This window comes from Mesorhizobium sp. P2_C5_2 (assembly GCF_056404535.1).
Window position 1 is genome coordinate 511,065 of record NZ_JBFUDV010000005.1, and the last position, 24,631, is coordinate 535,695.

The window sequence follows — 24,631 nt, forward strand, 5'->3', positions numbered from 1 at the left end:
ACAATCGCGGCAAGGGGCCATGATTTGCGGTAGAATGAGACCACCGGGTTCGGCGTGTCGGATCATAAGGCTTATAGTCGATGCGCGGGAAAGTCGTTCTGGCGGTAGTGGTGGCAGCGGCCTGTGTCGCCGCGGCCTGGGTCTATTTTTCGCCGACAGCGATGAGCAGTCTGCAGCAGATGCTGCCGGGCGCCAAGCAGACGGCGGCGGCGGACAAGCCGGCTGGACCGGACAAGGCTTCGGCTGACAAGGCTGGGGGCAAATCCGGTGCCGGTGGCAATGCCGCCCGTTCGGCCTCGATCGTTTCCGCCACCGCAACGACCGCCGATTTCCCGATCCGCCGCTACGCCATCGGCTTCGTCTCGTCTCCGGCCGTGGTCAACATCAACGCCCGGGTGTCGAGCCAGATCGTGTCGATCGACGTCAAGGACGGCCAGATGGTGAAGGTCGGCGACCTGCTGTTCTCGCTCGACGACCGGGCGCTGAAGGCGCAGCTTGCCAAGGACCAGGCGACGCTCGCCAAGGACCAGGCAATGCTGGCGAGCTCGGTGTCAGATCTCCAGCGCGCCAAGGACCTCGTCGCCAAGCAGGCGGGCACGCAGCAGACCTATGACCAGGCGGTGGCGGCGCAAAAGGCGGCCGCGGCGACCGTCGATGCCGACAAGGCGACCATCGATGCCGACAATGTCCAGCTCGGCTTTGCCACGATCACGGCGCCGATTACCGGCAGGCTCGGCGCGGTCAGCGTCGCGGTAGGCGATCTCGTCACCGTCAGCAACGGCAACTCGAGCACGGCGACGCCGCTGGTGACGATCACCCAGATCGATCCGCTGCAGGTCAACTTCAACCTGCCGGAAAGCAATCTGGCGCTGCTGCACAAGGCGCTGGCCAACCCGCAGCAAGGCGCGGTGACGCTGACCAAGGACGGCGACCCGACGCCGATCGGCAAGGGCACGCTCGACTTCGTCGACTCCAGCGTCGATACCGCGTCCGGCACCATTGCCACGCGGGCAAGCATACCCAATGCCGACCTGTCGCTGTGGCCCGGGCAATACGTGAATGTCGTGCTCGACGCCGGCATCATGCCGCAGATGACGTCCGTTCCGACGGTCGCGGTGCAGCCCAGCCAGAAGGGGCCGTTCGTCTATGTGGTCAAGCCGGACAACACGGTCGAGATGCGGCCGGTGCAGGTGGCGCTGACCGAAGGCGAAAACAGCGCCGTCAGCCAGGGCGTCAAGTCAGGCGAGAAGGTGGTCGTCGAGGGCCAGACCAGGCTGAAGGACGGCGGCGCCGTGCATGAGGGCAAGGCGGGTGGTGATCAGGCCGCGCCCAAGGTGGCCGAAGCCGGCAAGGCTGCTGGGGCCGCCCAATGATCTCCGAATTCTGCATACGCAGGCCCGTCGCCACGCTGCTGATGTCGTTCGCCCTCGTGCTGGGTGGGCTGTTTGCCTACAAGTTCCTGCCTGTTGCAGCACTGCCAAGTGCTGAATTTCCGGTCGTCAACGTCTCGGCGTCGCTGCCCGGCGCTTCGCCTGAAACCATGGCGACCTCGGTGGCGACGCCGCTGATCAAGCAGTTCGCCACCATCGCCGGCATCGATTCGATCTCGACCACCAACTCGCTTGGCCAGACCTCGATCGCCATCCAGTTCGTGCTCAACCGAGACATCGACGCGGCCGCCGCCGACGTGCAGGCGGCGATCGCGCGTACGCAGAAATCGCTGCCGCCGGAAATGACGTCGCCACCGAGCTACCGCAAGGTCAATCCGGCCGATGCGCCGATCCTTTTGATGTCGCTGGTCAGCGACACGGTTCCGTTGACCGATCTCGATGCCTTCGCCGAAAACGTCATCTCGCCGTCGCTGTCGACCATCGACGGCGTCGCGCAGGTCTCGATCTTCGGCCAGCAGAAATATGCGGTGCGCATCCAGATCGACCCGACCGCGCTTGCCGCGCGCGGCATCTCGATCGACCAGCTGCAGACGGCGATCGCGTCGGCCAACAGCAACACGCCGCTCGGCGTCTTACAGAACGACAAGCAGCAGCTGACCATCACCGCCAACACGCAGCTCACCAACGCCGCCGGATTCTCCAACCTCATCATCGCCACCAAGGATGGCCACCCGGTGCGGCTGGGCGAGGTGACCCGCGTCGTCGATTCCGTGCAGACCACGACGACGGCGAGCTGGTACGATGGTACCCGCGCGATCATCATGGCCGTGCAGCGCCAGCCCGACGCCAACACGGTCGACGTCGTCGACAAGGTCAAGGCGATGCTGCCGTCCTTCCAGGACCAGATGCCGGCCGCCGCCCAGATCAAGCTGCTCAATGACCGTTCGACCTCGATCCGCCAGGCCGTCGACGATGTGCAGTTCACGCTGCTCTTGACCATCGCTTTGGTGGTGATGGTGATCTTCGTCTTCCTGCGCCGGGTGACGGCAACCATCATCCCGGCCGTGGCGGTGCCGATCTCGCTGATTGCCACGCTGGGCGCGATGTTCCTGTTCGGATTTTCCATCGACAACATATCGCTGATGGGCCTGACGCTTGCCGTCGGCCTCGTCGTCGACGATGCCATCGTCATGCTGGAAAACATCTTCCGCCACATGGAGGAGGATGGGCTGTCGGCCTTCGACGCATCGCTGAAGGGCGCGCGCGAGATCGGCTTCACCATCATCTCGATCTCGATCTCGCTGGTGGCGGTGTTCATCCCGGTGCTTTTGATGGGCGGCGTCATCGGGCGCATCTTCAACGAGTTCGCCGTGGTGGTGACGGTCGCCATCCTGGCCTCGATGTTCGTGTCGCTGACGCTGACGCCGATGCTGTGCTCGCGGCTGCTGTCCGTGACCAAGGCCGACCGCGACAAGCATGGCCCTGGCCACAAGCAGGACTTCGTCACCCGCGGCTATGACCGGCTGCTCAGCTTCTGCCTGCGCCACACTTTCCTGGTGTTCCTCGTCTTCCTCGGAACCGCGGCAGGGTCGGTGTGGCTGATCGAGGTGTCGCCGAATGGCTTCTTCCCGCAGGAGGATATCGGCCAGATCTCGGTGACGACAATCGCCCGCCAGGACATCTCGTTCGACGCCATGTCGAAGCTGCAGGGGCAAGTGGCCAGCGTCTTCTCGCATTCGCCCTTTGTCGATCATGTGGCATGGTCGGCAGGCAGCGGCAGCAATGCGCTCAACCAGGGGCAGCTTTTCGTCCAGCTCAAGGGCAAGGACCAGCGTCCCGACATCGAGAAGGTGCTTTCGGATCTAAGGCGACAACTGGCCGGTGTGGCGGGTATCGAGACCTACATGCAGCCGGTGCAGAACCTGCGGCTCGGTTCGCGCTCGTCAGCCAGCGCCTACCAGCTGGTCGTGCAGGGCCTGGATACCGGCCAGACCGACATCTGGGCGCAGAAGCTGAATGACGCGATGGCGGCCGACCATACTGTCTTCACCGACGTCACCAGCGACTTGCAGAACAATGCCCTGCAGGCATCGCTGGTGGTTGACCGCGACAAGGCCGCCCAGCTGGGCATCGACACCGACACGCTGCGCTCCGCCCTCTATGGCGGATTCGGCACCGACCAGGTTTCGACGATCTTCGGTTCGGCCGACAGCTATGAGGTTATCACCGAGCTCGATCCCAACATCGAATGGTCGCCGGAGCGCATGCTCGCCATCCAGATGAGGACGGCGAGCGGCAGCCTGGTGCCGCTTGGCGCCTTTGCCCGCGTCGACCGTACGGCCGGTGCTTTGACGGTCAACCAGCTCGGCCAGCTTCCGGCGGTGACCATCTCCTACAATCTGCCGCAAGGCGTGGCGCTCGGCGACAGTACGTCCCGCATCGACGCGCTGAAGGAGCAGATCGGCATGCCGACGGCGATCTCGACCAGCTTCGCCGGCACGGCTAAAACCTTCCAGGATTCGCTTGCCAACCAGGGCCTGCTGATCGGCGGCGCCATCCTGACCATCTATATCGTGCTCGGCATCCTCTATGAGAGTTTTATCCATCCGCTGACCATCTTGACCGGCCTGCCTTCGGCGGTGCTGGGGGCGGTGGTGGCGCTGCGCTTTGCCGGTATGGACCTGTCCGTCATCGCGGTGATCGGCATCCTGATGCTGATCGGCATCGTCAAGAAGAACGGCATCATGATGGTCGACGTCGCGCTGGAGCTGCGACGAGAAGGCATGTCGGCCACGGAGTCCATCCACAAGGCCTGCCTGATGCGGTTCAGGCCGATCATGATGACAACGCTGGCGGCACTGATGGGCACGTTCCCCATCGCGCTCGGCACCGGCGCAAGTGCTGAACTGCGCCAGCCGCTCGGCGTTGCCGTCGTCGGCGGGTTGCTCGCTTCGCAGGCGCTGACGCTGTTCGTCACGCCGGTGATCTACGTCTATTTCGAGAACTTCTCAGGCTGGCTGATGAGCTTCTTCTCCTCGAAAAAGAACAGGCCGGCGTTGCATGCCGTCGAGAGCGGCGGGCAGGGGTCGCTGTTCGACCCTGAGGACCGGCTCGTCGAACCGCAGAAGGCCGCCGCCGAGTAATCTGGCCCTCTGGCCCAAGCCGTCATGCTTGCGGCCGGAGATCGGCGATCGTAATTTGAGGTCATGTCCCATGATCATGATCACGACAACGAGCTCGACCCGTTTGCAGCGCGGGTGCGCGCGCTGGAAACCATCCTCACGGAAAAAGGCCTGATCGATCCGGCGGCGATCGACGTCATCGTCGACACCTACGAGACGAAGATCGGGCCGCGCAACGGCGCCAGGGTCGTCGCAAAAGCCTGGAGCGATCCGGCCTTTGCCGACTGGCTGAAGCGCGATGCGACGGCGGCGATCGAATCGCTGAGCTATACCGGCCGCCAGGGCGAGCACATGCAGGCGGTGTTCAACACAGACGAGACGCACAACCTCGTCGTCTGCACGCTGTGCTCCTGCTATCCGTGGTCGGTGCTCGGCCTGCCGCCGGTCTGGTACAAGGCGCCGCCCTATCGCTCGCGGGCGGTGATCGATCCGCGCGGCGTGCTTGAGGAATTCGGCCTGAGACTGCCGGCGGACAAAAAGATCCGCGTCTGGGATTCGACCGCCGAGCTGCGCTATCTCGTGGTGCCGATGCGGCCGCAAAACACAGACGGCTGGAGCGAGGAGCAGCTCGCCGAACTGGTCAGCCGCGATGCGATGATCGGCACGGCGGTGGCCAAAGAACCCGGGATAAAGGGGGAACCGGCATGAACGGGCCGCAGGATCTCGGCGGGCAGATGGGGTTCGGGCCGGTCGCGCCGGAGAAGGACGAGCCCTATTTCCATGCCGCATGGGAGAGGCGGGCGCTGGGCGTGACACTGACCGCCGGCGCCATGGGCGCCTGGAACATCGATGAGAGTAGGCATGCGCGCGAATCGCTGCATCCCGCCGTCTACTATTCGTCGAGCTACTATCAGATCTGGATCAAGGCGTTGGAAGTTCTGTTGAAGCGCCATGGCTTTGTCAGCGAGCGCGATCTCGCCGCCGGCAAGGCAGTCGATCCGGCGGCGACGCCCAAAAGGGTGCTGAAGGCCGAAAGCGTGCCGGCGGTGCTGGCCAAGGGCGGCCCCTGCGATCGGCCGGTTGCGACACCGGCACGGTTCAAGGCCGGCCAGCCCGTGCGGACGAAGAATTTTAGTCCCACCGGTCATACGCGGCTGCCGCGCTATGCGCGCAACAAGCAGGGTGTGATCGAGGCTGTGCGCGACGGCTTTGTCTTCCCCGACAGCAACGCGCATGGGCAGGGCGAGAACCCGCAATGGGTCTATACCGTGGTCTTCAATGGCGCGGAAATCTGGGGCGAGGGCGCCGATCCGACGCTGAGCGTCTCGATCGATGCCTGGGAGAGCTATCTTGAGCCGGCATGAAGGCGCATTGCCGGCGGATATCGACGAGCCGGTGTTTTCAGAGCCATGGCAGGCCGAAGCCTTCGCCATGACGGTGGCGCTGCACGACAAAGGCCTGTTTTCGTGGAGCGAATGGGCGGATGCGCTGTCCGCCGAGGTGAAGAAGCCGGGCGCCGCAAGCGACGGGCATGACTATTACGAGCACTGGCTGGCGGCGCTGGAAACGCTGCTGGCGGCCAAGGGCGTCGCCGGCAAGAGCGATGTCGACACGCTCGCCGCTGCCTGGGAACGCGCCGCCCATGCGACGCCGCACGGCAAGCCGATCCTGCTGGAGAACGATCCCGGGCTGTAGGTTGTGCTCACGGGCTCGTTTGTTCCCTTTACGTTCCGATGTGCGCCTGATAGTTTGCACCTCTGGAGGCGGGGCGGCGGCGCCATCTTCGGCATTGACGGTGACGGCCTTGTCTTTCCCTTGCGAATCCGGTCTCTCGCGCTGATGGAATTCTCTCCCCAACAGGATGAGGCGTTGAAGGCGGTGGCGCGCTGGCTCAAGGAGGGCCGGCCGCAGATTTTTCGGCTGTTCGGCTACGCCGGCACCGGCAAGACGACGCTGGCTCGCTATTTCGCCGAACATGTCGATGGGCAGGTGCAGTTCGCGGCCTTCACCGGCAAGGCCGCGCAGGTGCTGCGTTCGAAGGGCGCGCTCAATGCCCGCACCATCCACTCGCTGATCTACCGGCCGAAAGGCGAGGAATCGGTGTCGGACGAAGTGACCGGCAAGACGTCGATGTCGCCGACCTTCTCGCTCAACCGGCAAAGCCCGATCTCGCGCGCCAAGCTGGTCGTCATCGACGAATGCTCGATGGTCGACGAGCAGCTCGGCCGCGACCTCCTGAGTTTTGGCACGCCGATCCTGGTGCTTGGCGATCCGGCGCAGCTGCCGCCGATATCGGGCGGCGGCTTCTTTACCGAGCACGAGCCGGATGTGCTGCTCACCGAAATCCATCGCCAGGCGCGCGACAATCCGATTATCCAGCTGGCGCTCGACGTGCGCGAGGGCCGCGAGTTCATGCGCGGCGACTATGGGACCGCGCAGGTCATCGGCAAGGAGGACGTCACCCAGGAGCTGGTGCTGAAGGCGGACCAGGTGCTGGTCGGCACCAACCGCACGCGCCGCCGCTACAACCAGCGCCTGCGCGAGCTGAAAGGCTTTAATGCGGATTATCCGCAGGCGGGCGACAAGCTGGTCTGCCTGCGCAACGACCCGGCCAAGGGCCTGCTCAACGGTTCGCTGTGGAAGGTGATGACCTCGTCGCGCGAGACGGTGAAGCCCGGAATCAACCTGCTGGTCTCGCCGGAAGAGGACGATCCCGACCGCGGCGTCGCCAAGATCAAGCTGCTGAAGTCGGCGTTCGAGGATCCGGACGCAGATATCCCCTGGCAGCAGAAGAAGCGCTTTGACGATTTCGACTATGGCTACGCGCTGACCGTGCACAAGGCGCAGGGTTCGCAGTGGAACGACGTCGTGCTGTTCGACGAGAGCTGGGCGTTCAAGGAAACCCGCCAGCGCTGGCTCTACACCGCTATCACCCGCGCGGCCGAGCGACTGACGATCGTCAGGTAGCTGGCGTTAGATAGCAGCTGGCGTAGCAGGGCTGAGCGGCGTCGCGCCCAGCCACGCCCAAGCGTCTGTTTCATCCTCGGCCTTGAAGTGCCTGAATTCGATGGGTGATGAAGCCGGAAGGAAGCTTTGCGCATCCGCTATCCAGTTCGGCTCGCCGATCGTCGCGCACCGGGCGATATGCTCCAGGGCGTGCTCCGTGCCCTGTTTCAGCGTCTCGTCGGCAACATCCGTCCAGTCGACGCCTTCGTGATCGACCAACCGCACCAACACGTCGATCCTCGGGTGAAGCGCATAGGCAGCCTCCAGCAATCCAAACAGATTTTCGCCGTCCGCCGCCGAGACATGGCCGACGACGTCGATGGCGAAAAGGTCGTCGCGGTCGGTTTCAATACGGCGGATCGCCGGCACGGATTGGAGAAAATTCATCGGCTGGTTCTCCCTCTTGCGAGCAGATGTCATGACTGGAACACCCGAAAGCCCCTGTCTGTTCCCATCAAAGGCAGTATAGAAGCTTCCGAAACGCCTCCTGACCGGACCCAAAGCCATGCCCGCCAAGCTTTCCGTCAACCTCAACGCCATTGCCATGCTACGCAACCGCCGCGACCTGCCATGGCCGAGCGTCACCGGGCTAGGCCGCCTTGCCCTTGCCGCCGGCGCGCACGGGCTGACGGTGCATCCACGGCCCGACGAGCGCCACACCAGGCATTCCGACCTGCCGGAGATCCGGGCGCTGATCGACGACGAGTTCCCCAAGGCGGAATTCAACATCGAGGGTTACCCGACCGAGGATTTTCTGGCGCTTGTGGAAAAGCACCAGCCCGAACAGGTGACCTTGGTGCCCGACGATCCGGCGCAGGCGACCTCCGACCATGGCTGGAACTTTGCCGCCGAGGCGGCGTTCCTCAACCCCATCGTCAAGCGCCTGAAAAAGGGGGGCTTTCGCGTGTCGCTGTTTTCCGATCCGGATCCCGCCGGCGTCAATGCCGCGCGCGACACCGGCGCCGACCGGATCGAGCTCTATACCGGGCCATACGGCAGCTATCATTCCGACTCCGCCAAGGCGCAGAAGGAACTGGAAAGATTGGGAAAAACCGCTGATGCCGCGCTCGCGGCCGGGCTCCAGGTCAATGCCGGGCACGATCTGGTGGTGAACAATCTGCCGGGTCTGGCCAAGCGCATCCCGGCATTGGCCGAAGTGTCTATCGGACATGGGTTGACAGCCGATGCGTTGGAGTATGGCATGGCCGGCACGGTGGGACGGTTCCTTAGGGCATGCGGATGGTAAAGAGCAGACGGCTGGCATTACCGCATATCAGCCATTACTTGAGGGCTCTTGATATTGCATCGCAGCAAGCGTAGAGCACCGCGCGCTTATCGGAGTGTCGTCCATGGCCCTTACCAATACTGGTAGTGAGGCAGAACCCGTCGAACAATCGAGCCATCCCGAAATCGAACAGCATAGCACCAAGGTGCTGATGCTGGGCGCGCTCGGCGTGGTCTATGGCGACATCGGCACCAGCCCGATCTATGCGTTTCGCGAAGCGCTTGTGGCGTCGTCCGGCGGCGAAGTCGCCGACCGTGGCGATATTCTGGGCGTGCTGTCGCTGATCATCTGGTCGCTGACGATCATCGTCACCATCAAATACATCATGTTCGTGCTCAGAGCCGACAACCGCGGCGAGGGCGGCGTGCTGTCGCTGATGGCGCTGGCGCGTGGCAGTTTTCCGACGCGATCGGCGATCATCCTGGCCGTCGGCATCGTCGGCGCGTCGCTGTTCTTCGGCGATGCCGTCATCACGCCGGCGATCTCGGTGCTGTCGGCCGTCGAGGGCATGAATGTCGTCACGCCGACCTTCCAGCCCTATGTCGTGCCGTTGACACTGGTTATCCTGGCGATCCTGTTTTCGGTGCAACGTTTTGGTACCGGCGGTGTGGCACTGATCTTTGGGCCGATCACCGCGGTCTGGTTCCTGGCAATCGGCCTTTCGGGTCTGAACCACATCATCGCCGACCCGGAAATCCTGTGGGCGGTCAGCCCGCACTACATCGTCGCCTTCCTGATCAATTCGCCCGATGTCGCCTTCGTCACCATCGGCGCCATCTTCCTCGCGGTTACCGGCGCCGAGGCGCTTTATGCCGATCTAGGCCATTTCGGCCGCAAGCCGATCGTGCTCGCCTGGCTGGCGGTCGTGTTCCCCTGCCTGCTGCTCAACTATGCCGGGCAGGGCGCTTTCGTGCTGGCCAAGAATGGCGTGGTCGGCCATCCGTTCTTCGAGATGAACGAAGGCTGGACACTGATCCCCATGGTGGTGCTGGCGACGGCGGCGACGGTTATCGCCAGCCAGGCGGTCATATCAGGCGCTTTCTCGCTGACCCGGCAGGCGGTGCAGCTCAACATGCTGCCGCGCCTCGAAATCCTGCATACGTCGGAACGGCAGTCCGGCCAGATCTACATGCCGCGCGTCAACCTTTTGCTGGCGCTGGTGGTGATGCTTTTGGTGGTCGGCTTCGGCGAATCGAGCAAGCTGGCCTCCGCCTACGGCATCTCGGTCACCGGCAACATGCTGGTGACGACTGTGCTGCTGTTCGTCGTCATGACGCGCATCTGGAAATGGCGGCTGTGGGTCGCGGTGGCGATGACGGCGGTGTTCACGTTCATCGATGTCGGCTTCTTTGCCTCCAACATCGTTAAGGTGTTCGAAGGTGGCTGGGCCTCGCTGGCTGTGGCCTTCACCATTGTCTTGGCGATGTGGACGTGGGTGCGCGGCAGCCGCTATCTGTTCGACAAGACCCGCCGCAACGAAATCCCGCTCGATTTCCTCGCCGGCAATCTGTTGAAGAAGAAACCACAGTTGGTGTCCGGCACCGCCGTGTTCCTGACCAGCGATCCGCAAAGCGCGCCGACCGCGCTGATGCACAGCCTGAAGCACTACAAGGTGCTGCACGAGCAAAACGTCATTCTCTCGGTGGTAACCGCACCGCAGCCGCTGGTACCCGACAGCGAGCGGGTCAAGATGGAGACGGTCAACGAGCTGTTCATGCGGGTGACGCTGACCTTCGGCTATATGGAACAGCCCAACATTCCGCGCGCGCTGGCGATCTGCCGCAAGCAGGGCTGGAAGTTCGACATCATGACGACGTCGTTCTTCCTGTCACGGCGTTCGCTCAAGGCGTCGCCCAATTCCGGCATGCCGGTGTGGCAGGACAAGCTGTTCATCGGGCTCGCCCGCACGGCGGCCGACGCGACGGAATATTTCCAGATCCCGACGGGGCGCGTGGTCGAGATCGGCACGCAGGTGGCGATCTGACAGAAAAGGCCGTGCCCGAAGGCACAGCCTTTGCCGTTTCGCACTGCGGCGTAGTTCTATCCAGCCAGCGCCGCCTTGTTCGTCTCCAGAAACTGCTTCAGCGGCAGCGACTTGCGGCCGGAGAGTTTTTCCACGGCGTCCGTCACCATGCCGAGACCGCCACGCCGCGTGGTGGCGTCGAAGGACACCAGAAGCCTGGCGAAAGATTCAGGCAGGCCGGCTGCCTTCATGCCCTCGGTCAAGGCCTCGTCGGAAAGCTGGATGACCTGGATGGGCTTGCCAGTGACTTCAGTAACGAGCGCCGCGACCTCCGCGGTCGTATAGGCTTTGGGGCCGGTCAGCGTGTAGGTGGCGCTTTCATGGTCGTCGGTGGCCAGCCCGGCGGCGATCGCCGCCGCCATGTCGTCACGCGTGCCATAGGAAATACGGCCATCGCCAGCCGACGTATACCATTGGCCCGACGCCAGCACCTGCGGCAACGCCATGAACAGGTTCTCGTCATACCAGCAGTTGCGGAAGATCGTATAGGGGATGCCACTCGCCTTGATCGATTGTTCGGTGTCGTAGTGGTCAGGCGCGAAATGGATCGGCGAACCCGGCTCGGGATCGGGCATTGAAGTGTAGAGCAGGTGGCCGACGCCCGCCTGCCTGGCCGCCTCGACCGCTGCGAGCTGCTGCTCGCGCCGCTTTCCCTGCACCTCAAGTTCGTTGGTCGAGATGAGGAGCGCCCGGTCGGCGCCGGCGAAGGCCTTGGCAAGCGATTGCGGATCGTTGAAGTCAGCGGCTCTGACGACGACGCCGCGCGCCGCGAGGTCGGCGAGGTTGGCGGGTGTGCGGGTGGTCGCGATGATGCGGTTTGCGGGAACCTTTGATGTGTCCAGCAGATGACGGATGACGCTGCGGCCGAGCTGGCCGGAAGCGCCAGTGACGAGAAGGGTTGCGGTCATGGGGGATCCTGAAATTGCGCCGGAATGGCGGGTGCTTCTGGTAGTCTCAAAAAGAGACCAGCACTAAAATAGGAATTGACCTCAAGCCGTAAAGAAGGCAGTTTTTCGGGAGGTAGGCACCGTCAGGGAACCAGCGGCCGTGGACAGCAAGATCATCAATCTGAGAACCAAGCTCGAACTGTTCAGAGCCACAAGCGACGGCGGAAACATTGCCAATTGCCCGGTCCGCGATGTCATTGACGGCCTCAACGGTAAATGGAGTTCGCTGCTGATGGCGGCGCTCGCCGAGCAGCCCTATCGCTTCGGTGAATTGCGACGGCTTGTGCCTGATATCTCGCAGCGCATGCTCACCCAGACGCTCCACGATCTGCAGCGCGACGGCTATGTGCATCGCGAAGTGTTCCCGACCAAACCGCCGAGCGTCGAATACAGCCTGACCGATCTCGGACGCTCGATGTTCGGCGCCCTGCATCAATTGATCCTGTGGGCCGAGCTCAACCACGATGCGGTGCGTGAGGCACGGGCTGCCTTCGACGCTGGTGGCTGATATTTTGGCGCATGCCGCAATGGCTTGATTTGGCAGGGCCGCTGAAGGATTGTCCGGCCATTGGTTGGGCGGGCAATGGAAAAGTCTTTCGACATCGCCATTGCTGGCGCCGGCCCGGCGGGGCTGGCTACGGCGCTTTACCTCAAGCGCGCCGGGCACAACGTCACCATCTTCGAACGCTTCGAGGAACCCAAGCCCGTCGGCTCGGGGCTCATCCTGCAGCCGACCGGGTTGAGCGTGCTCGCCGATCTGGGCCTGCTCGACGACATTCTGGCGCTGGGCAGCCGCATCGAGCGTTTGCATGGCGCGGACGCGAGCACTGGCCGCACCGTGCTCGCTGTGCGCTACGATGCGCAGCCCGGCGGTCGCTTTGGCCTGGCGGTGCACCGGGCGGCGCTGTTCAACGTGTTGTTCCGCGCCGCGCAGCGCCAAGACATCGCCATCGAAACCGGTGTCGAGATCGAGACGCTGGACGTCGGCGAGCGGGCGCACCTGGTCTTCGATAATGGCCGAAGGGCAGGGCCGTTCGACCTCGTTGTCGACGCCAGCGGCTCGCGCTCGAAGCTGCGCCAGTGCCTGAACGATCCGGCCGAGCCGAGGCCGCTTACCTATGGGGCCTTCTGGGCGTCGCTCGGCTGGCGCGAAGGGTTCGACGAAAATGCGCTGCTGCAGCGCTACGACAAAGCCAGCGTGATGATCGGCGTGCTGCCGATCGGCCGGCCGCAGCCGGGCGCGGAAAAGATGGCGGCGTTCTTCTGGAGCCTGAAGCCGGCGGATGTCGACAGCGTGCGCGCGGCAGGGCTCGACGCCTGGAAGGCGAGGCTGGTCGCGTTGTGGCCGGAGTGCGAGGCGTTCACCAGCCAGATCGACAGCTTCGACCAGCTGTCGCTGGCGCGTTATGGCCATCATACGATGAAGCGGCCGGCCGGCCGGCGTCTGGCGGTGATCGGCGACGCCGCGCATTCGACCAGCCCGCAGCTTGGGCAAGGCGCGAACATGGCGCTGCTCGATGCGGCAGCACTCAGCCATGCCTTGGCACAGACGGGCAACGTCGAAGCAGCGCTGGAAACCTACGCCCGGGCGCGGCGATGGCATGTCCGGATCTTCCAGTTGCTGTCGCTGGCGCTGACGCCGTTCTACCAGTCCGACGGCACGATGCTGCCCTTTTTCCGCGACAGGTTGGTGGCGACCATCGCAAAGGTCCCGCCCGTGCCCCGCGTGCTAGCCTCGATGGTGGCTGGCACGGTGATCGATCCGTTCAGGCGGATCGGGCTAGAGGAGGCAGACTGGCGAGATCATCCGGCGGGATCAGGGTCGAGAGAAACGACTTTTTCGCCCGCAGGAATTGACGCAGGCGCTGCGGATAGTCAGTCGCCACTGCGTCCTTGATCGACGGCCGTTCGCTCAACGCCTTGCGCCATGCCTGGACCAGCGGCTTGCCGTCCAGAATGCCGAAATTGCCGATCCGGTCGAAGGCGTCGAGATAGCGAAAGACCGGGCCGTAGACGGCATCGACGAGGCAGAAGCCCTCTCCGTTGAACCACGGCCCGGCCTGATCGGCCAATTCGTCTTCTAGGCGATCGAACATCGCTGACAGCGCGGCAGATTCAGCCAGGAAGGCTGCCTCCGTCGACGCACTGTAAAAGCGGCCGATGGCGTTCAGTGTCGCCGAGCCGAACTCGATCCAGGCGCGATGGCGGGCGCGGGCGTAAGCGTCGGCCGGGTGAAGCGGATTGGCTTGCGTCTCCTCCAGGAATTCGAGGATGACGGCGGATTCGAAGATCACCGTCTCCTCGCGATTTGCCTGAGTGATGAGCAGCGGCACTTTGCCCAGCGGCGAGATCGCCTTGAACCAGTCCGGCTTGTCGGCGAGGTCGATGGTGACGCGCTCGAATGGCACGCCTTTCTCGGCCAGCGAAATCGCCGCGCGCTGGACGTACGGGCACAGGTGATGGCTGACGAGAATGAGCCTGTCGGTCATGTCATTCTCCCCAGACGTACTTCAGCGCGCCGTCTTCGACCTGCGTCGACAAAAACATCAGGCGCGACGCTTTGGGCGCCGGACCTTCGATCCGGTCGCCTGATGTCATATCGAAAGCAGCGCCGTGCCATTGGCAGACCAGCCTGCCGTCCTTGCAGTCTAGCGGCCCGCCGAAATGCAAACAGACATTGGCGGCGGCGCGGATGCGCTCGCCGCTGCGCCAGACATGGACCTCACGGCCGAAGAACGGCGCGATCAGGCTGCCCGTCTGCGGGACGTCGGCGACTTTGCAGATTTCGTGTTTCATGGAATTCCTCGGGCGATTGATGCGATTGCATGGATATAGATGCAGATGCATTAATCGTCAAGCTTGATGCAATTGCATCTATCGCTTAGCATGCGGCCATGACCGAGAAAGCCACGCCTTCGCCCGAAGCCATCAAGGCATGGGCGCGCCTGATGCGGGTTTCACGCCAGCTCATCGAACAGGCCGAAGAGGCTTTGAAGGACAGCGGCTTGCCGCCGCTCGCCTGGTACGACGTGCTGCACGAGCTTGCGGAGGCGGGCGAGGGCGGGCTGCGGCCGTTCCAGCTGACCGAGCGCACGCTGTTTGCGCAGTACAACATCTCGCGGCTGCTGGCGCGGCTCGAGACCGACGGACTGGTCGAGAAGCTGAAGGTGGCCGATGATGGCCGCGGTCAGACCATCCGCATTTCGGCCAAGGGCCGTGAGACGCGGCGGCGAATGTGGGCGGTCTACGGCAAATCGATCTCTGAACTGGTCGGCGACAAGCTCTCGGCGGACGAGTTGAGCACGGTGTCGGCATTGCTCGGCCGTCTGCGCCTGCCGCCGGCTACCGACTGAGCAAGCCGCGCTGCAGGCCTCTGGCTGTCAGGCCGGATGGCTGCCCCAGAGAAAGGCCAGCGTCGCCAGCACACCCAGTCCGGCGCGCACCAGGTGCAGGCTGCCCCATTTGACGATCAGGGCTCTGGCTTGCGGATTGTCGGCGCTCGCGTCCATCGCCACCAGCAGCCTGTTGGTCGGCATCATCACCATCAGCGTCCACGGCCAGGGCAGGATGATCAGCACAGCACCGAGCAGAAAGGCGAGACCGCCGGTCTGCCACCAGGCGGTCAGGCCGAGAAGGCAGGCGACAATGGCGATCGACGCTTGCATGGCCGCGCCGCGCTTGTAGGAAGGCTGCCATTCCCTGAGCAGTGCCTTATCGTCGAGGCCGAGCCGCGCCGGTTGCTCGGCGACGCTGACATAGATGGCGGCGCCGGAGAACACGGCGGCGACCGTCAAGGCAAGCAATCCGGCCAGCATCTTCGTTCCCCGTGCGGTAGGCGGTCCAGCAGCGGATCGTCCAGGATGAGATAGGGCTTGCAAGGCTGAGAGCAATACGGCATAGAAGCGGCGAACCGTAACGTACGGTACGGCTTGCCGTTATTGCTGGCTAACCCTGCCGCCGAGGAACGACCGTGTTGCAGACAAACGCCGACATCGACACCAGCGCGACGCTGACGGAGCGGCAGAAGGCCGTTCTCGACGCGGCCTTGCGACTGCTGGTCGAGGAGGGCGACAATCTGACCATGACTGCGGTGGCGCGCCGCGCCAGTTGCTCCAAGGAAACGCTCTACAAATGGTTCGGCGACCGTGACGGGCTGTTGACGGCGACGGTGCAGTGGCAGGCGTCGAAAGTGCGCGTGGTGCCGGTCGACGGCGAAAAACTCGATCTTGCCTCGCTGACGGCAAGCCTTGAAGGCTTCGCCTCGGACTGGCTGAAGGTGATTTCGAGCGACACGTCGATCGCGCTGAACCGGGTCGCGGTCGGCCACGCCGGATCCGGAAAGGACGATCTCGGCGCCATCGTGCTGGAGAATGGTCGCTTCGCGCTGGCCAGGCGGCTGAAGCCGGTGCTGCTTGCCGGCAAGCAGGCCGGGTTGCTCGATTTCGCGGATGCCGAAACGGCGTTCCGCAGTTTTTTCGGGCTGGTCGCCCGCGACGTGCAGATCCGCCTGCTGCTCGGCGACCGGCTGGAATTGACTGAAGCGGCGATCGACGGCGATGCCGTGCGGGCAACGCAACAGTTTCTCGCTCTTTTCGGAGCAAAAACCGGGCCGCAAGGCCTCTGATCTTCAACACACGGGAAGGAAGACCAAAATGCGTGTCTATTACGATCGCGACGCCGATCTCAACCTGATCAAGGGCAAGAAGGTCGCCATCATCGGCTATGGCAGCCAGGGCCGGGCGCATGCGCTCAACCTCAAGGATTCCGGCGCCAAGGAGATCGCCATCGGTCTCAAGGCCGGCTCGGCGACCGCCAAGAAGGTCGAGGCCGACGGGCTCAAGGTGATGAGCGTGGCGGACGCCGCCAAATGGGCCGACCTGATGATGATGGCGACGCCCGACGAATTGCAGGCCGACATCTACAAGAACGAGATCGCCCCGAACATTCGCGATGGCGCGGCGATCGCCTTCGCGCACGGCCTCAACGTGCATTTCGGCCTGATCGAGCCGAAGGCTTCGGTTGACGTCGTCATGATCGCGCCGAAAGGCCCCGGCCACACGGTGCGCGGCGAATACCAGAAGGGTGGCGGCGTGCCGTGCCTGGTCGCCGTCAACCAGGACGCTTCGGGCAATGCGCTCGATCTCGCTCTGTCCTACGCCTGCGGCGTCGGCGGCGGCCGTTCGGGCATCATCGAGACTAATTTCCGCGAGGAATGCGAAACCGATCTGTTCGGCGAGCAGGTGGTTCTGTGCGGCGGTCTGGTCGAACTGATCCGCGCCGGTTTCGAGACGCTGGTGGAAGCCGGCTACGCACCGGAAATGGCCTATTTCGAGTGCCTGCACGAGGTCAAGCTGATCGTCGACCTGATCTATGAAGGCGGCATCGCCAACATGAACTACTCGATCTCGAACACCGCCGAATGGGGCGAATATGTCTCGGGTCCGCGCATCATCACCGCCGAGACCAAGGCCGAGATGAAGCGCGTGCTCAAGGACATCCAGACCGGCAAGTTCACCTCGGAATGGATGCAGGAATACCGCGCCGGCATGTCGCGCTTCAAGGGCATCCGCCGCAACAATGACAGCCACCAGATCGAGGAAGTCGGCGCCAAGCTGCGCGCCATGATGCCTTGGATTTCGAAGAACAAGCTGGTCGACAAGGCGAAAAACTGATCCGCAATTTCAGGATCGCGAACAGAGCCGGCGGAGCGATCCGCCGGCTTTTTCATGTCGGTTTATCGACGGTCAGCCATAGTGCCAGTGCGGCTTCGGCTCGGTGCCGGTGAACTCGACGCCGATGCGGTCGTCGCGGCGCCAGCGCACGATGGCCTTGTAGCCGATGCCGTCGACCGGCACATACAGCAGGAACTCGTCCGGCACGCGCGCGTCTATCGGCACTTTCAACTCGGCGCCACCGGCATGCATGTTGCGCACCGTGCATTTGACCTCGGAATTGGTCAGGCCGGTCAGGATCGTCGCGCCTTTCAGCACGCGCTGCCGGTGTTTGTTTCTCAATTCGTCGTCGGCCATGACGGCACGTCCTTCGCGACCGGATCGGCGCGATCGTCAGATGAGGGAACCGTATCATGGATAGGCTGAGCCGATAAACATATGGTTAGCGGCGATCGACTCCAGCCCTCTCTCCCAAATGGAAACCCCAAATGGAAACGGCGCCGCGATGGGCGGCGCCGTTGTGCATTGTCGCTGATAGTTCAGCTATAGGGCGACCAGCATTGCTGGCGCGGGCCATTGTAGGGCTGGAACGTGTTGTCCCAGGACCGGTAAGACCGGTAGCGGTCGTAGCACCACTGGACGTGGGCGCTGGAAAGACGCTGCGTACGATAATAGCGGCGGGGCGCCGGCTGCACATAGTAGCCGTCATTGTAGTAGCCGTTATTATAGTAGCCGTTGTTGTAGATGCTGCCGAGACCGAGACCCAGGCCGAGGCCGAGAACCGCGGCAGCGCCGCTATCAAAATCGCGACCGTGACGATGGCGATGATGGCGCCAGCGCCAGTTGTCGCCGCCATCCCAGTTGCCGCCATTCCAGTTGTCGTTGTTCCAGTTGCCTGACCGGGAAAAGCGACGGCCGTCGTGGCGACGCCACTGCCAATCGTTAAAGGAGCGGCGGTCATTGCCGCCCGCCCAGTCGTCGCGGACCGGCGTGATCGTCGGGGCGGCGGTGCTTGACGGCACCGACAGGTTTGGCTGCAGGATCGGGCCGGCGGCGGACGGCGCCGTGAGACCCGAGAGGACACCGAGCGCTATCAGCCCGGATTTGACGGTGGAAGAAAAGAGCGAGTTCATTGCACTCTCCAAGCGATACAGGCCCCACGCCCAGAATACCCCAGGGAAGAAGCCTATTGATGGGACTTTGCATCTGAACGGAGGATGAACAGAAAGGTTCCATCAACCGTGACGAGCAAGGGCGCGGCTCTTGTTTTCGACACCGCTTGCAGGCAAAGGTCACGGCCATGTCGCTGCGCCTCGCTACCTTCAATGTCGAAAACCTGATGAACAGGTTCGATTTCTCCGGCTACCGCAACCAGCTCAACGAAGACCGCACGCTGGCGCTTTTCGACATCCAGAGCGAGGCCGAATACAGGATGCTGGAGCAGGCACGCGCCATCGCCCAGTCCGACGATACGCGCCAGCTGACGGCGCTCGCCATAGCTGCCACGCGCGCCGACATCATCTGCATGCAGGAGGTCGACAATATCGAGGCGCTGAAGGCCTTCGAATATGGCTATCTCTTCAAGATGGTGGGCGAGGGTTACCGGCAGAAATACACCACCGCCGGCAATGATTCGCGCGGCATCGACGTTGCCGTGATGATGCGCAATGAGACCGCGCAGGGCCAGCCGATCGAATTCGTGCGCATGACCAGCCATGCCTATGTCACCTTCGAGCAGTTCGGGCTGTTCACGCCGGAACTGGCCGAACTCGGGCATCAGGCCAATGAACGTATCTTCCGCCGCGACTGTCTGGAGGTCGACATCAAGATCGGCGGCGTGCCGCTGACGCTTTATCTCGTGCATTTCAAGTCGATGGGCTCGCCGCGCAACGGGCTCGACGGGCGCGAAGCGACGATGCCGCTGCGCATCGCCGAGGCGCAGGCGGTACGACACATCATCGAGGAGCGCTTCAGCAAGGATCACGCCGCCGACAAGCGCTGGGCGATTTGCGGCGACATGAACGACTACCGGCAGCGGGTGAAGATCGAGGGCGACGCCGTCGACGGCTACCGCTTCCAGGTCATCGACGAGAGCCAGTCCTGCCTCAATGTGCTGACATCAGGCGGATTTTGCGAGAATGTCGTCGAGCGCCGGCCGGAGATGGACCGCTGGAGTTTCTATCACACGCGCGGACCGAAGGAGCGGCATCTGTGCCAGCTCGACTACATCCTGCTGTCGAAGGGGCTGGCGGCGAAGAATGCGACCGCCGTTCCCGACATCATCCGCAACGGCCAGCCCTGGCGCACCATCTTTCCGGCCGGCCAGGCGGTGGAACGCTTTCCACGCGCCGGCTGGGACCGGCCGAAGGCGTCGGACCATTGTCCGGTGGCGATCACCCTGGACATGGCCTGAGCGTGAGTTTCGACCTGCCGCGCAACGTCATCCTGCCGGTCGACGAGATCGACGTTCGGCTCGACCCGGGCCCGCATCCGTTCGAGCGCGACAATCGGGTGGCGATCGAGGAGAACTGGCGCCGGGAAATCGCTGCCAAACCGGCACTGTTCGACGGCACCGTGGTTTTGCTCTCGGCGCTCGCCTGGCGCGACAACCGTCTCGTCGGGCGCTGCCACGCGGTGAAGTATTCGACCTTCATGCTGTGGCGCAAGAACCGTCAGGGGACCGGCGCGGAGCATGCCTATGGCCACGCCATGCTGGTCGCCGGCGACAATGCGCTGGTGGCGATCCGCATGGGCTCGCACACGGTCGGCGCCGGCAGTGTCTATTTCGCCGCCGGCTCGTTCGAGCCGATCGATTTTCGCGACGGCCGCGTCGATGTCGATTTCAACATGATCCGCGAAGTGCGCGAGGAGACCGGGCTTGACCTGTCAGGCGCCGCGCGCGGCAGGCGCTACCATGCGCTGTCGACTTCGACCGGCACGGTTCTCTTCCGCCGCTACCACGTCGATGAGCCGGCCAGTGAGATTGCGCGGCGCATCTCGGCCTTCGTCGCCACCGAGGCCGATCCCGAGATCGAAGGACCGGTGATCATCCGCCATGCCGCAGACCTGCCGGAGGGACTGGCGCCGCATATGAAGCCGCTGGTCGAATGGCATTTTGCCAACGGTGGCGAGGACCCCTGACCGGTCAGGGAAAGAGCGGCGGCAGCGCCTCCTGCGACTCGCTTTCCCGAGGTTTTGAGCTTGCTGCCGGTTGCGGCCGGGTCGAGGCGCCGTCGTCCTTGTAGTAGTAGCTGTAGCCGTTGATCGCCGGCGCGCCGCCAAGATGCGCGTAGAGAATTTTTGACCCCTCGGGAAAGAAGCCCTTGCGGGTCAGATCGATCAGGCCCTGCATCGACTTTCCCTCATAGACCGGATCGGTGATCATCGCCTCGGTGCGGGCCGCCAAACGGATCGCGTCGTTGGTCTCGTCCGAGGGAACGCCATAGGCCGGATAGGCATAGTCGGGGTTGATGACGATCTCGTCGTCGCGCACAGTGCGGCCGAGCCCGACCAGGTTGGCGGTGTCGTCGACGATGCGGCGGACCTGCGCGCGGGTCTGGTCGAGTGTCCCCGAGGCGTCGATGCCGATCACGCGGTCGGCGCGACCTTGAGCGGCAAAGCCGACGATCATGCCGGCCTGCGTCGATCCGGTGACCACGCACACGATGATGTAGTCGAAGGTAAAGCCGAGTTCGGCCTCCTGGTTCGCCACCTCTTCGGCAAAGCCGACATAGCCCAGCCCGCCGAATTTGTGCACCGAGGCGCCGGCCGGAATCGGATAGGGTTTGCCGCCGGCGTCCTTCACCGACTGGATGGCGTCTTCCCAACTCTTGCGGATGCCGATGTCGAAACCGTCATCGACAAGCCGGCTGTCGGCCCCCATCAGCCGCGTCAGCAGGATGTTGCCGACCCGGTCATAGACCGCGTCATAATGGGGCACCCACTTCTCCTGGATCACCACGCACTTCATGCCGATCTTGGCGGCGGTCGCGGCGACCATGCGGGTGTGGTTCGACTGGACGCCACCGATCGACACCAATGTGTCGGCGCCGGAGGCAATGGCGTCCGGCACGATGTATTCGAGCTTGCGCAATTTGTTGCCGCCCATGGCGAGCCCGGAATTGCAATCGTCGCGCTTGGCGTAGACCTGCACTTTCCCGCCCAGCGCCGCGCTCAGCCGCGGCAGATGCTCGATCGGCGTCGTGCCGAAGGTCAGGGGATAACGTTCGAACTTTGCGAGAAGTGACATCGATCTGCCTCCGCCATGGTCGTTTTCGATCGGCTGAAGATAGGCGCAGTTATGCGAAAGGTGCTCTCGAACTTGCGTCAAGGATTTTTACATGCTTCACAAATCAGCGATCTGATTGCCCAGATCATCCATGAAGGATCATCGAAATGGAAGAATCTTCCACACAGGCTCTTGACCGGATCGACATGAAAATCCTGCGCGCCCTTCAGGCCGAGGGACGGCTGACCAATGCGGAGCTGGCGGCCCGCGTCAATGTCAGCGCCGCCACCTGCCATCGGCGCACGCAACGCCTGTTCGAGGAGGGCTACATCACCGGCGTGAGGGCAGAGATCGCGCCTGCTGCGGTCGGGCTTGGCGCGCTGGTCATGGTCGGCGTCGTACTCGACCGCTCGACACCGGAAAGCTTCGCCGCTTTCGAAGCGGCGGTGCTCGAGCTCAAGGAAGTGCTGGACTGCAATCTCGTGGCCGGCGACTTCGACTATCTCCTGAAGATCAGGGTCCGCGACATGGCGGACTTCAACAAGCTGCATGGGCAAAAACTGATCGCGCTGCCGGGCGTTCGGCAAACAAGGACCTTCTTCGTCATGAAGGAGGTGAAGGAGAATGCGCGGCTGCCGTTCTGACAGGCTTCAAGCGTAGCTCAGCGTTGCCCTTTTTGCTGCGCCGCCTTGCGGTCATTGCGGGCGGCGACGACAAACAGGATTAAGCCGAGACCCAGCAGCCCACCCATGGCGGTCCCCATCGTCTGGCCGACGACCGCCTGGAAATCGCCGGTAACGCGGTCGGGATTGGCCATGCCGTAGCGGGCGAGATACCACCAGAGGCCGGCAAGGGCGCCTTCGATGATCACCATCGCCAGGATCAGCCGTGCTTTCTTGCTCATTGCTACTCCTCGACCAGAGATGCTTTGCCCTACCATCATAGACCGGACGACGACAGTGTTGTCGGTGTCGGCAAGCACCCATGCTTGTGGATAGCGGTTGGTTGCGGTGTAGCTGATCTGGCGCTTATTCGTGGCGCAGCGCGTCGATCGGGTCGAGCCTGGCGCCGCGCAGTGCCGGGAAGAAGCCGAACACCATGCCGATCAAAGCGGAAAAACCGACGGCGAGCAGGATGACGGCCGGGCTTGGCGCGAAGGGTATGGTCAGCGTCGCCGAGGCGAGACCGGCCAGCGCCAGGCCGATCAGGATGCCGATGATGCCGCCGAGCAGCGACAGCACCGTCGCCTCGACCAGGAACTGGATGAGGATGTGCTTTTCATGCGCGCCGATGGCGAGCCGGATGCCGATCTCGCGGGTGCGTTCGGTGACCGACACCAGCATGATGTTCATGATGCCGATGCCGCCGACCAGCAGGCTGACGCCGGCGACCGCGCCGAGCATGCCGGTCATGGTGGTGGTGGCGCTGGCCATGGCGTCGGCGATCTGGGTCATGTCGCGGATCGAGAAATCGTCTTCGCGGTCGGGCGTGATGCGCCTTGTATCGCGTAAAATGTCCTCGACGCGCGGCTGCAATTCAGTGGTCGGGGTGCGGTCGTCGGCGGCGACATAGATGTTGTCGATGTCGCGGTTGCCGGCGATGCGGCGCTGGTAGGCGGCAAGCGGCATCAGCACGACATTGTCCTGGTCCTGGCCAAAGCCGGTATAGCCCTTGGGTTCGAGCAGGCCGATGATCTTGCACGAGGTGCGGTTGACGCGGATGATCTCGCCATCGGGCTCGCCGGCGCCGAAGAATTGCTGGCGCACCGTCTCGCCGATCAGGCACACGCCGGTGCCGGAGCGCGTCTCCGAATCGCTGAACGGCCGGCCCGACACCAGCTTCCAGTCGCGGGCGTCGAGATAGGCGCTGTCGGTGCCGGTGACGCCCGAGGTCAGGCTCTCGGTGCCGAAGATGACGCGGACTTGTTTCTGCGAAGCCGGCGCAATGGCGCGCGCTCCGGTCAGATGCGCGACGAGGGCTGCAACATCCTTGTCGGCCAGCGGCCGCACCGCCTGGTCGAGACCTCCCGGTCCGCCAGTACTTGCAGGGCGGCCAGGGCGGACGACGAGCAGATTGCTGCCGAGCTTGGCGATGTCCGATTTGACCTTGGCCGTGGTGCCGGAGCCGATGGTCAGCATGGCGATGACGGCGGCGACGCCGATGACGATGCCGAGCAGCGTCAGGAACGAGCGCAGCACGTTGCGGCGGATGGAGCGCAGCGACAGGCGGACGGTTTCCCAGATCATAATGCCACCTCCAGCCTGGCCGTGTCGGAGGCGACATGGCCGTCGAGGAAGCGGATGGTGCGCTCGGCATATTCGGCGACGTCGGCTTCGTGGGTGACCATGGCGATGGTCAGGCCAAGCTCTTGGTTCAGCCGCGTCAGCAGCTCCATGATCTCATGCGTGCGGGCGGTATCGAGATTGCCGGTCGGCTCGTCGGCGACGAGCAACGTCGGCCTGGTGACGATGGCGCGCGCGATCGCCACGCGCTGCTGCTGGCCGCCGGACAGTTCGGCCGGCGTATGGTGCTCGCGCCCGACAAGACCGACCTCGGCCAGCGCCTGCATGGCACGGTCGCGGCGCTCGCGGGCCGGCGCGCCGCGATAGATCAGCGGCAGCTCGACATTTTCCGCCGCCGTGGTGCGCGGCAACAGATTGTAGCCCTGGAAGACGAAGCCGATGTAGAGATTGCGCAGCAGCGCGCGGCGGTTGCGGTCGAGCCGGCCCGCATCGATGCCCATAAAGGAATAGGTTCCGGCGGTCGGCGTGTCGAGGCAGCCGATGATGTTCATGGCCGTCGACTTGCCCGAACCCGACGGACCCATGATGGCAACGAATTCGCCCCGCTGAATGGCGAGGTCGACGCCGGCCAGTGCATGCACCTTGGCTTCGCCCTGGCCATAGCTCTTCCAGACCGTGTCGAAGCCGATGAGGGTCGCGCCCGCGGCCACGGCG

The 24,631-nt window shown here is 63.8% G+C and carries 26 protein-coding genes and 1 pseudogene; 16 read left to right on the top strand and 11 right to left on the bottom strand.

Translation table 11 applies throughout. The annotated features are described in order from the left end of the window. The first annotated feature begins 80 nt into the window (after positions 1-80). From AC1D1B_RS20945 to AC1D1B_RS20970, 6 genes are all read left to right on the top strand, one after another. On the top strand, positions 81-1,373 hold the full coding sequence (locus AC1D1B_RS20945) for an efflux RND transporter periplasmic adaptor subunit (protein ID WP_477334330.1): 1,293 nt from the start codon (positions 81-83) through the stop codon (positions 1,371-1,373). Then, positions 1,370-4,534 carry an efflux RND transporter permease subunit gene (locus AC1D1B_RS20950; protein ID WP_477334331.1) on the top strand — a complete coding sequence of 1,055 codons (3,165 nt, stop codon included), beginning with the start codon at positions 1,370-1,372 and terminating at the stop codon, positions 4,532-4,534. The genes AC1D1B_RS20945 and AC1D1B_RS20950 overlap by 4 nt, the downstream gene beginning before the upstream one ends. Positions 4,535-4,597: 63 nt before the next feature. Continuing rightward, positions 4,598-5,221 (top strand): nitrile hydratase subunit alpha, encoded by a 624-nt coding sequence (gene nthA, locus AC1D1B_RS20955; protein ID WP_477334332.1) that lies wholly within the window; start codon positions 4,598-4,600, stop codon positions 5,219-5,221. After that, positions 5,218-5,877, top strand: coding sequence for a nitrile hydratase subunit beta (nthB, locus tag AC1D1B_RS20960; RefSeq protein ID WP_477334333.1), 660 nt, complete (start codon positions 5,218-5,220; stop codon positions 5,875-5,877). Before nthA ends, nthB begins: the two co-directional genes overlap by 4 nt. Beyond that, positions 5,864-6,208, top strand: a complete 345-nt coding sequence (locus tag AC1D1B_RS20965) for a nitrile hydratase accessory protein (protein WP_477334334.1) — start codon at positions 5,864-5,866, stop codon at positions 6,206-6,208. The genes nthB and AC1D1B_RS20965 overlap by 14 nt, the downstream gene beginning before the upstream one ends. 144 nt (positions 6,209-6,352) lie before the next feature. Next, positions 6,353-7,480 carry an ATP-dependent DNA helicase gene (locus AC1D1B_RS20970; RefSeq protein WP_477334335.1) on the top strand — a complete coding sequence of 376 codons (1,128 nt, stop codon included), beginning with the start codon at positions 6,353-6,355 and terminating at the stop codon, positions 7,478-7,480. Between the two features lie 6 nt (positions 7,481-7,486). Here the strand turns inward: AC1D1B_RS20970 and AC1D1B_RS20975 are convergent, their stop codons facing one another. Continuing rightward, complete coding sequence (locus AC1D1B_RS20975; RefSeq protein ID WP_477334336.1) at positions 7,487-8,026, bottom strand: SpoIIAA family protein; 540 nt, start codon at positions 8,024-8,026, stop codon at positions 7,487-7,489. Here AC1D1B_RS20975 and AC1D1B_RS20980 point away from each other — a divergent pair. Further along, entirely contained in the window at positions 8,025-8,765 is a 741-nt protein-coding gene (locus AC1D1B_RS20980) for a pyridoxine 5'-phosphate synthase (protein ID WP_477334337.1), read from the top strand. The two genes, AC1D1B_RS20975 and AC1D1B_RS20980, sit on opposite strands and share 2 nt — an antisense overlap. 103 nt (positions 8,766-8,868) lie before the next feature. Next, complete coding sequence (locus AC1D1B_RS20985; protein ID WP_477334338.1) at positions 8,869-10,788, top strand: potassium transporter Kup; 1,920 nt, start codon at positions 8,869-8,871, stop codon at positions 10,786-10,788. Positions 10,789-10,844: 56 nt separating this feature from the next. Here AC1D1B_RS20985 and AC1D1B_RS20990 read toward each other — a convergent pair whose 3' ends face one another. After that, positions 10,845-11,735 (bottom strand): SDR family oxidoreductase, encoded by an 891-nt coding sequence (locus AC1D1B_RS20990; RefSeq protein ID WP_477334339.1) that lies wholly within the window; start codon positions 11,733-11,735, stop codon positions 10,845-10,847. 139 nt (positions 11,736-11,874) lie between these two features. Here AC1D1B_RS20990 and AC1D1B_RS20995 point away from each other — a divergent pair, with 139 nt between their 5' ends. Together AC1D1B_RS20995 and AC1D1B_RS21000 are read left to right on the top strand one after the other, a co-directional pair. Beyond that, positions 11,875-12,282: a winged helix-turn-helix transcriptional regulator gene (locus tag AC1D1B_RS20995; RefSeq protein WP_477334340.1), complete on the top strand. Its 408-nt coding sequence runs from the start codon at positions 11,875-11,877 to the stop codon at positions 12,280-12,282. A 75-nt stretch (positions 12,283-12,357) separates the two neighbouring features. Beyond that, positions 12,358-13,587, top strand: a pseudogene (locus AC1D1B_RS21000) (FAD-dependent oxidoreductase); the annotation flags it as partial. On the opposite strand, the gene AC1D1B_RS21005 reads toward AC1D1B_RS21000, so the two are convergent. Together AC1D1B_RS21005 and AC1D1B_RS21010 are read right to left on the bottom strand one after the other, a co-directional pair. Continuing rightward, positions 13,541-14,263, bottom strand: a complete 723-nt coding sequence (locus tag AC1D1B_RS21005; protein WP_477334341.1) for a glutathione S-transferase family protein — start codon at positions 14,261-14,263, stop codon at positions 13,541-13,543. The pseudogene AC1D1B_RS21000 and the gene AC1D1B_RS21005 overlap by 47 nt on opposite strands. 1 nt (position 14,264) lies before the next feature. After that, positions 14,265-14,570: a Rieske (2Fe-2S) protein gene (locus AC1D1B_RS21010; RefSeq protein ID WP_477334342.1), complete on the bottom strand. Its 306-nt coding sequence runs from the start codon at positions 14,568-14,570 to the stop codon at positions 14,265-14,267. 98 nt (positions 14,571-14,668) lie between these two features. Between AC1D1B_RS21010 and AC1D1B_RS21015 the strand changes: the two genes are divergently transcribed. Then, positions 14,669-15,127, top strand: coding sequence for a MarR family winged helix-turn-helix transcriptional regulator (locus AC1D1B_RS21015; RefSeq protein ID WP_477334343.1), 459 nt, complete (start codon positions 14,669-14,671; stop codon positions 15,125-15,127). A 27-nt stretch (positions 15,128-15,154) separates the two neighbouring features. On the opposite strand, the gene AC1D1B_RS21020 is transcribed toward AC1D1B_RS21015, so the two are convergent. After that, positions 15,155-15,586: an anthrone oxygenase family protein gene (locus AC1D1B_RS21020; protein WP_477334866.1), complete on the bottom strand. Its 432-nt coding sequence runs from the start codon at positions 15,584-15,586 to the stop codon at positions 15,155-15,157. A gap of 161 nt (positions 15,587-15,747) precedes the next feature. On the opposite strand from AC1D1B_RS21020, the gene AC1D1B_RS21025 reads away from it, so the two are divergent. Next, positions 15,748-16,398, top strand: coding sequence for a TetR/AcrR family transcriptional regulator (locus AC1D1B_RS21025; protein ID WP_477334868.1), 651 nt, complete (start codon positions 15,748-15,750; stop codon positions 16,396-16,398). 28 nt (positions 16,399-16,426) lie between these two features. Further along, positions 16,427-17,446, top strand: a complete 1,020-nt coding sequence (ilvC, locus tag AC1D1B_RS21030; RefSeq protein WP_112394672.1) for a ketol-acid reductoisomerase — start codon at positions 16,427-16,429, stop codon at positions 17,444-17,446. 72 nt (positions 17,447-17,518) lie between these two features. Here the strand turns inward: ilvC and AC1D1B_RS21035 are convergent, their stop codons facing one another. Further along, positions 17,519-17,803 carry a PilZ domain-containing protein gene (locus AC1D1B_RS21035; protein ID WP_477334344.1) on the bottom strand — a complete coding sequence of 95 codons (285 nt, stop codon included), beginning with the start codon at positions 17,801-17,803 and terminating at the stop codon, positions 17,519-17,521. Between the two features lie 182 nt (positions 17,804-17,985). Continuing rightward, the gene (locus AC1D1B_RS21040; protein ID WP_477334345.1) at positions 17,986-18,579 is read right to left on the bottom strand and encodes a BA14K family protein; all 594 of its coding nucleotides are present in this window, start codon (positions 18,577-18,579) and stop codon (positions 17,986-17,988) included. A 167-nt stretch (positions 18,580-18,746) separates the two neighbouring features. Here AC1D1B_RS21040 and AC1D1B_RS21045 point away from each other — a divergent pair, with 167 nt between their 5' ends. Both AC1D1B_RS21045 and AC1D1B_RS21050 read left to right on the top strand, forming a co-directional pair. Next, entirely contained in the window at positions 18,747-19,859 is a 1,113-nt protein-coding gene (locus AC1D1B_RS21045; RefSeq protein WP_477334346.1) for an endonuclease/exonuclease/phosphatase family protein, read from the top strand. A gap of 2 nt (positions 19,860-19,861) precedes the next feature. After that, complete coding sequence (locus tag AC1D1B_RS21050; RefSeq protein WP_477334347.1) at positions 19,862-20,587, top strand: NUDIX hydrolase; 726 nt, start codon at positions 19,862-19,864, stop codon at positions 20,585-20,587. 4 nt (positions 20,588-20,591) lie between these two features. Here AC1D1B_RS21050 and AC1D1B_RS21055 read toward each other — a convergent pair whose 3' ends face one another. Continuing rightward, complete coding sequence (locus tag AC1D1B_RS21055) at positions 20,592-21,695, bottom strand: 1-aminocyclopropane-1-carboxylate deaminase (protein WP_477334348.1); 1,104 nt, start codon at positions 21,693-21,695, stop codon at positions 20,592-20,594. A 146-nt stretch (positions 21,696-21,841) separates the two neighbouring features. Here AC1D1B_RS21055 and AC1D1B_RS21060 point away from each other — a divergent pair, with 146 nt between their 5' ends. After that, a complete protein-coding gene (locus AC1D1B_RS21060) occupies positions 21,842-22,318 on the top strand; it encodes an Lrp/AsnC family transcriptional regulator (RefSeq protein ID WP_477334349.1) in 477 nt (158 codons plus the stop codon). A 17-nt stretch (positions 22,319-22,335) separates the two neighbouring features. Here the strand turns inward: AC1D1B_RS21060 and AC1D1B_RS21065 are convergent, their stop codons facing one another. The 3 genes from AC1D1B_RS21065 to AC1D1B_RS21075 form a co-directional block, all read right to left on the bottom strand. Further along, positions 22,336-22,578 (bottom strand): hypothetical protein, encoded by a 243-nt coding sequence (locus tag AC1D1B_RS21065; protein ID WP_477334350.1) that lies wholly within the window; start codon positions 22,576-22,578, stop codon positions 22,336-22,338. Positions 22,579-22,702: 124 nt separating this feature from the next. After that, positions 22,703-23,920 carry an ABC transporter permease gene (locus AC1D1B_RS21070; protein WP_477334351.1) on the bottom strand — a complete coding sequence of 406 codons (1,218 nt, stop codon included), beginning with the start codon at positions 23,918-23,920 and terminating at the stop codon, positions 22,703-22,705. Next, the gene (locus AC1D1B_RS21075; RefSeq protein ID WP_477334352.1) at positions 23,917-24,627 is read right to left on the bottom strand and encodes an ABC transporter ATP-binding protein; all 711 of its coding nucleotides are present in this window, start codon (positions 24,625-24,627) and stop codon (positions 23,917-23,919) included. The genes AC1D1B_RS21070 and AC1D1B_RS21075 overlap by 4 nt, the downstream gene beginning before the upstream one ends. Positions 24,628-24,631: the final 4 nt, after the last annotated feature.